We start from the raw sequence: 7,727 nt of genomic DNA, 5'->3' as shown, positions 1-7,727 counted from the left end.
TGTCAAAGTTCGTAGTAACGACTTCAGTCGTTATCTTGTCAAAGTTCGTAGTAACGACTTCAGTCGTTATCTTGTCAAAGTTCGTAGTAACGACTTCAGTCGTTATCTTGTCAAAGTTCGTAGTAACGACTTCAGTCGTTTCTTAATTGTTATAGCAGTTCACGGATTCATGGGTTACAGAAGCTATAAAGAGTGCGTTCGCGGAGCGTAACGAAGTAGCCCCGTCAACGTAGGGGCGTATTGCATACGCCCTGGGGCGCAAGCATTTACTCCGACAGATACCTTCCTTTCAGTTGAACATTTGGAGGATTTATATTTTGCAATCCCCTTGGAGAATAGCGAGCAAGATGTTTGTGCTGACGCACACGCTGTTGCGGTAAGCGAAGCTATGCCGAAGGCTTTACGCACTCCAAAAAACTACCTCATAACTATGGTAACCGCTATATTCTACTATCGAGTTAATTAATCAATCGCCCCATTTTTTTACAATAAATTCCTTAATAAATCCACAAAATCACGGCTCAAATTTATCCTCAAACAACCAAGTCTGCTGCTGATTATCCCAAACTAAATTAACCCGACTTTTCTGGTCATAAACAATTCTGCCATCGTTCATTAAATACTGTAACTGCACATCCACGATCGCCTCTCGTTCCGTCTGGGCGATCGACCGCACATTTCCCACCCGAATCTCTGCCACACTCTCCCACCAGTCCACATAATCCGCAAAGGTACTCGCCTTGCTTTTGAAATTAGGAGAAAGCCTCTTCCAAGTTGTCTCATACTGCCGTTGATTCAGATTGGTATAATGATTTCTAATAAATTGTTTAGGATCTGGTCGCTCAATGAATGGTACCGGATTGGGTGCCGGTTGCGCTTCCGGTGAGTTACTCTCAACCTCCGGGAAAGCATTACCCGCTTCTGGGGGTGGGGATTGTTCCGTTCCGATGACATTGGATGAAGTCGTTGCCGGTTGGGGTCGAGAAATCCAAAGTCCGACGAAGACAAATACACCGATAATTGTCCCCATAATCGCCGCCTTTTGCCAATCACCCAGAGAAGATTTATCCACAGGGGATGATGGCGCAGCAGTCGCAGCAACAACTACAGGTGCAGGAACTGGATGAACAGGTGATGGGGAGGCGATCGCCGGAGGTATCCCATACTCGGGTAGCGCAGATGGAGTTAACGCATCCAACATTTCTCTGGCACTATGAAAGCGATCGCCGGGATGGGACATAATCGCCTTGTCCAAAACCGTTGCCAAACCTGGACTAATTCGGGGTGCATATTGTCGCCAAATCACCTCCCCCGTCTCATGGTTCATCGCCAATTCCTGGGGCCATTTTTCCGTCAGCAAAAAAATCGCCGTCAACCCCAAACTATACAAATCACTGGAAAACAACGGGCGTCCTGCTGCCTGTTCTGATGGCATAAATCCCGGAGTTCCAATCACAATAGAACTGTTCCCGTTTCCCGAAGAATTCATCACCGTTCCCATTGTTTCTTTGACTGCGCCAAAATCAATCAAAATAGGAATTCCATCACCCCGACGCAACATAATATTATCCGGTTTAATATCCCGATGAACAATCCGTTGACTATGAACAAACTCTAACACCGGCAGCAGACTCATCAGGATTTCCCGGACTGAACTTTCGCTCAGTTTCCCCTGATTTGCCACGCGATCGGTCAGGGTTTCTCCTTCTATCCATTCTTGGACCAGGTAAAACTGACTCTGTTCTTCAAAATAGGCATATAACCGGGGGATTTGGCGGTTTCCTTCTCCTAATGCTTCTAAAATTGCCGCTTCTCGGGCAAATCTTTCATTGATGAGTTGAAAGATTTGAGGATTAGCCGTGACGGGTTTGAGTTGTTTGACCACACAGCGCCGTTCTGACGGCATTTGGGTATCTTCCGCGATAAAGGTGTCCCCAAATCCACCAGAACCCAGTTCTCGAATAATCCGATAGCGATTGTTTAGTAGGGTTAGTTTGTTCATGGATTTTTTTTTAATTATAGGTAATCAAAAACTAAACTTAGGGTCAATTTTTTGCTTTTGCAAACATGGCACGAGCATGATCCGAACCGACAAATCGCCAATGCCAGGGTTCATACATTACTCCTTGCTCGTTGTCAGGGGGAAAAGACATTTCAAATCCAAATTTTTGAGCATTTCTTTGCAGCCACCGGAAAGCATCTGTATCTTCAAATTGGGAGGTGATATCTTGTTTGGGAAAGCGCCCATCTGCTAAATCTACTGCTAATCCAGTATGATGTTCACTATAACCCGGTGGTGCGCTAATTTTCGATGCGGCTTCAATTGAACCGCGACGTTCAACTTGATTTTCAAATAAAAGTCTTTGCCGGTCAACATCACGAAATGCTGAGACAGAAACAATCCAAACTCCATCATTTCTGGCTGAATCAATCAGCTTCATCAGCGCTTTGCCTGCCTCCAAATCAAGATACTCAAATCTTTGATAAACTTCTTCCCCATAACTGGCAATCATCATTAATCTATCTGGATCTGCTTCTGGATAGAATAAATGGCCTAAATAACTATCTTCCCCATCCGGATTCTGCATAGCTAAATCAACGGGATAAGTAGCTTCAGCGGATGATGAATCCTGAGTTTCTTCGGAACTCAATTGAAAATTGTTTTCTGCCTCATTCTGGGTAATTGTTGGGGCCTCTTGCCTCGTTCGTTGAGCAGAACCATCCATTTGATGGTATCTACCAATTTGAAGGAAACCAACTCCCAATAAAACAACGACCAGCGCAGCTAAAGCAACAAGTCCTATAAATTGAAAGGGTGAATGTAATTTTTTGTTTTTCAATTTCATGATTCTCAGAGCCGCTTACGATTGGACTTTTGATATCTTCCAACTGTCGCCCACCCATTCAAAAAAGAAACGATAAGATTGGGTTTGAGGGCCGAATGTTGTTTGATTTGGATCTACTTGTCCATTGACATAAAGAATCAAATCTTCGGTAACGTTCACTTCTATATTGGCTTCTGTACCGGAAACGAAAACATCTCGTTTTGGTTGAACGTTGTAGCTAAAATATTCATAATAAGCATTGTTGTTTTGCAGCCAGTCGATAGAACCGATGGTTGTGCGGTAGCGCTCACCTGTAGTTAATCTTCCCGCTAACTGGCGGTCATAAGAACGCCCAAATATCCTCTCCTTTGCTGCTAACCAATTATTAATCAAAGCAACGGCCTCTTGCGAGGTAATTGAAGGAGTCGGTTGACTGGGAACAGGTGCGAAATTGCTGCTTGTGTCCGGATTGGGAGATGTTCCAGAATTGTCAGTTTCAGAGTCAGCAGTGGCAGTTGTTGGGGTGGGTTGGGGTCGAGTAATCCAGAGTCCAATCAACACAAAAGCACCAATAATTCCGCCGATAACGATCGCCTTTTGCCAGTCTCCCATGCCGCTACTGCGGGTTGTATCTACAGGTTGTGCGGTAGGGGGAGAAACAACCGTCGGCGGTTGATAATTTGGGAGAGGTGCGGAAACCGTAGTCACAGGAACTCCATTGGCAACTGGGGTGACCGATGCTACCGTAGGCGGGACTACTGCGACTGCTGGGGAACTAGAATTCCTGCCTTCTAACGCATCCAACATTTCTCTGGCACTATGAAAGCGATCGCGCGGATGGGACATAATCGCTTTGTCCAAAACTGTTGCCAAACTTGGACTAATTCTGGGTGCATATTGTCGCCAAACAATCTCCCCGGTTTCATGATTCGTCTGCAATTCTTGGGGCCATTTTTCTGTCAGCAAATAAATCACTGTCAACCCCAAACTATACAAATCACTGGAATATACCGGACGTCCTGCTGCTTGTTCTGATGGCATAAATCCCGGAGTGCCAATCACAATAGAACTGGTCCCGTTTCCCGAGGAATTCATCACCGTACCCATTGTTTCTTTGACTGCGCCAAAGTCAATCAAAACCGGGATTCCATCGGAGTTTTTCAAAATGATATTATCCGGTTTAATATCCCGATGGACAATCCGTTGACTATGAACAAATTCTAAAACTCGCAACAGACTGACGAGGATTTCCCGGACTGAACTTTCGCTGAGTTTGCCGCTATTTTCGACCCGATGAGTCAGGGTTTCCCCTTCTATCCATTCTTGGACGAGATAGAACTGCCCTTCTTCTTCAAAATAGGCATACAACCGGGGAATTTGGGTATTTCCCTCTCCCAATTCTTCTAGGATAGCTGCTTCTCGGGCAAAGCGGTCTTGCAGCAGTTGAAAGATTTGGGGATTGGTCGTAACGGGTTTGAGTTGTTTGGCAACGCAGCGCCGTTGGGTCGGCATTTGGGTATCTTCTACCAGAAATGTTTGCCCAAATCCACCGGCACCAATGTCTCGAATCACTTGATAGCGGTTGTTCAGCCTTGTTGGGGTCATCATAAAGCGGCTCGCCTCGTCAGACTTTTTCTGAGCATATCATGAGTCTTCGGTTAGGCTTGAATTTGTTAACTAATCTTTAAGAATGGTCATTGGTCCTTGGTCATTTGTCAGGGTTTTTTAATTAAAGGGATTGGATGTTAAATTTACGGACAGCAGCTAGAAACATTAATGGGATTGGATTTGGGAGATTTGGGGATTTTTTTTGAGTTACGGACAGCAGAGAAATGGGGGGTGGTCATTGGTTGTTGGTCCTTGGTCCTTGGTCCTTGGTCCTTGGTCCTTTGGAGAAGGAAGTTGTTTGCTACTTTGACAGTTGACAGTCGATAGTGGAGAGTGGATAGTGTTGATAGTTGATAGGAGACGGTAACTATCCACGGACCCATGACTAATGACCAATGACTAAGGACCAATGACAAATGACAAATCCCCCCGGACAACAAACGGTTTTAAATGTCAATCCCTATCTGGAACTGAATAATCATGGCAAGGTGATGCGTCTGGAGTTGACGGACAGTCGCCATGTGTTTGGACGCGATCGCGCTTCGGGGGCGGATTTGCTGGTTCCCCCGGATTGGCAAATTATTGGCCGTGCTCATGCAGTTCTGTCTAAGGTGGGAAGTGAGTATCATATCTATGATGGCGATGGACAGCACCCGAGTACCAATGGGTTATTTATCGATCGCACTCGAATTACCCCGAAGGAAGGGTTCCTGATGCGCGATGGGACGCAAATTCGTATCGGTCAAAATCCTAAAGACCAAATCTTACTCACTTATATTAATCCGGCGAGTGCCGGTGCGCCTCCGACGGTGCGATCGCTCTCGTTAGCTGGGCGATCGGTGGTGTTGGGACGAGACCCATCCTGCAATCTCCAACTGGATGCGCCGATTGTCTCCCGTCGTCATGCGGTGATTGATAATTATACGATAACCGATTATAGCACAAACGGAGTATTTGTCAATGGGCAACGGGTGAAAACTTCCCAGCGTCTCACTGATGGCGCAACGATTCGGATTGGTCCATTTACCTTGTTGGTGCGTGGAGATGAGTTACAGGTCCTGGATCAAGGGAGTCAAATTCGCTTGGATGCGGAGGGGTTGGTCCGTGAGGTGAAAGATGGGTCAAAAGTCAAGCGGTTATTAAATCAAGTTACCCTGGCGATCGAACCGGGACAGTTTGTGGCGTTGGTGGGGGGGAGTGGTACGGGAAAATCTACCCTGATGCGAACTTTATTGGGAATTGACCCGACGACTCAGGGACGGGTGTATATTAATGGGGATGATTTGCGGACGACTTTTAATATTTATCGTACTCAAATTGGGTATGTTCCCCAGGATGATATTATCCACAAACAGCTAACGGTGCAAGAAGTGCTGACTTATGCGGCGAAATTACGGTTGCCACCGGATACGGATGTGGAGGCGGTGGTTACCAAGACTCTCGCAGAAATTGAAATGGGCGATCGCGAAACGGTATTGGTGAATCAACTGAGTGGGGGTCAGCGCAAACGGGTGAGTATTGGGGTGGAATTACTCGCGGACCCGAAATTATTCTTTTTAGATGAACCCACTTCGGGACTTGACCCGGGGTTGGATAAAAAAATGATGCAATTGTTGCGGAAGTTAGCGGATCAAGGGCGGACGATTGTATTAGTCACCCATGCGACGGCGAATATTAAACTTTGCGATCGGGTCGTTTTTATGGGACGTGGAGGATATCCCTGTTATTTTGGTCCACCGGATGAAGCATTCCAATTTTTCCGCATCAATTCCGGTGATTTTGCTGATATTTATAACGAATTGGAACAAGGGGAAGAACACGCGGCACAATGGGCGAATAGCTTTCGCCAGTCCACCTATTATCGCACTTATGTAGATAATCATTTAAGTACCGGCAAAGGGTCAGCGATCGCCCCTCCCAGTCAAGTCAAACCCTCCGGTTTGCAGCAGCTTTCTCTCCTGACTCAACGCTATTTTAAATTGGTGCAACGGGACCGGATTAACTTAGGGTTGGTATTATTAACAGCCCCCATTGGCATTGGTTTAATTACCTTAGCAATTCGAGACAAAGACCCGTTAATTGGCGAACCAGAAGCAACTTTAGCCCCGTTGGCCCTTCGGGTGTTGTTTGTGTTTACCTCTGCGGCGATTTGGATTGGACTCTCGACTTCCTTGCAAGAAATTGTCAAAGAATCGGCGATTTATATGCGGGAACGGTTGGTCAATTTAGGGCTATTTCCGTATTTGGGGTCTAAATTGCTAATTTTAGGGGGATTATCCCTGCTGCAAACGGTGTTAATGGTGGCGGCAATTTTAATTGGATTTAAAAGTCCCCAACCGGAGTTAATTCCCTGGGCGATTGGAGTGGGAATCAGTACAGTTTTGACTTTGTTTACCAGTATGAGTCTGGGATTGCTGGTTTCTGCCTTGGTTAAAAATAGTTCTCAGGCGAACAGTTCTTTACCCCTATTATTGCTACCGCAAATTATTTTTGCGGGGGTATTATTTAGCATGGAAGGGGTGGGACGAGTGATTTCCTGGGTGATGCTGAGTCGGTGGTCCGTGGGGGCTTATGGGGCGTTAGTGGATGTGAATGCAATGGTCCCGGAAGCAACGGTTTTGCCTGATGGAACAACGATGCCCTTGCCTTTTGAACCGACGGCAATTTATGAGCCAACTTGGGCAAATTTAGGGTTAAATTGGGGGATGTTGTTATTGCACGCTACGGTGTATTTAGGATTAACTTTGTGGGTGCAAAAGCGTAAAGATATTTTTTGATAACGACTTCAGTTGTTCTCTTAGTTTGTAGTAACGACTTCAGTCGTTCTCTTCTCTTAGTTCGTAGTAACGACTTCAGTCGTTCTCTTCTCTTAGTTCGTAGTAACGACTTCAGTCGTTTCTTTTGTTTGTAGTAACGACTTCAGTCGTTTCTTTTGTTTGTAGTAACGACTTCAGTCGTTCTCTTAATGTTCGTAGTAACGACTTCAGTCGTTCTCTTAATGTTCGTAGTAACGACTTCAGTCGTTCTCTTAATGTTCGTAGTAACGACTTCAGTCGTTCTCTTCGTTTGTAGTAAGTTAGACAAATTCCCCATTCTCAATAACGCCCGTGGGTTATCGCTACGGTTGGAAGATGTCAGTTACTACAAATTTAAGAAGATAACGACTGAAGTCGTTACTACGAACATAGATAAGATAACGACTGAAGTCGTTACTACGAACATAGATAAGATAACGACTGAAGTCGTTACTACGAACATAGATAAGATAACGACTGAAGTCGTTACTACGAACAT

Annotated in this window: 5 protein-coding genes; 2 read left to right on the top strand and 3 right to left on the bottom strand. The window is 45.5% G+C overall.

Going from position 1 to position 7,727, the window contains the following annotated elements:
• A partial coding sequence (locus NG833_RS25550) for a hypothetical protein (RefSeq protein WP_254568091.1) occupies window positions 1-211 on the top strand: 211 nt, incomplete at its 5' end.
• 303 nt (window positions 212-514) lie between these two features.
• On the opposite strand, the gene NG833_RS25545 is transcribed toward NG833_RS25550, so the two are convergent.
• From NG833_RS25545 to NG833_RS25535, 3 genes are read right to left on the bottom strand one after another with little or no spacing between them, the layout of a single operon-like run.
• Window positions 515-2,002 carry a serine/threonine-protein kinase gene (locus NG833_RS25545; RefSeq protein WP_254568090.1) on the bottom strand — a complete coding sequence of 496 codons (1,488 nt, stop codon included), beginning with the start codon at window positions 2,000-2,002 and terminating at the stop codon, window positions 515-517.
• A gap of 43 nt (window positions 2,003-2,045) precedes the next feature.
• Window positions 2,046-2,846 (bottom strand): D-alanyl-D-alanine carboxypeptidase family protein, encoded by an 801-nt coding sequence (locus NG833_RS25540; protein ID WP_254568089.1) that lies wholly within the window; start codon window positions 2,844-2,846, stop codon window positions 2,046-2,048.
• Between the two features lie 15 nt (window positions 2,847-2,861).
• The gene (locus NG833_RS25535; protein ID WP_375293956.1) at window positions 2,862-4,433 is read right to left on the bottom strand and encodes an IMS domain-containing protein; all 1,572 of its coding nucleotides are present in this window, start codon (window positions 4,431-4,433) and stop codon (window positions 2,862-2,864) included.
• Window positions 4,434-4,849: 416 nt separating this feature from the next.
• Between NG833_RS25535 and NG833_RS25530 the strand changes: the two genes are divergently transcribed.
• Window positions 4,850-7,210: an ATP-binding cassette domain-containing protein gene (locus tag NG833_RS25530; protein ID WP_254568088.1), complete on the top strand. Its 2,361-nt coding sequence runs from the start codon at window positions 4,850-4,852 to the stop codon at window positions 7,208-7,210.
• Window positions 7,211-7,727: the final 517 nt, after the last annotated feature.

Source organism: Oscillatoria sp. HE19RPO, assembly GCF_024220515.1.
Taxonomy (GTDB): domain Bacteria; phylum Cyanobacteriota; class Cyanobacteriia; order Cyanobacteriales; family Laspinemataceae; genus Laspinema.
Note: the sequence above shows the minus strand (reverse complement) of the source record. Positions and strands in the feature narration are given on the sequence as shown.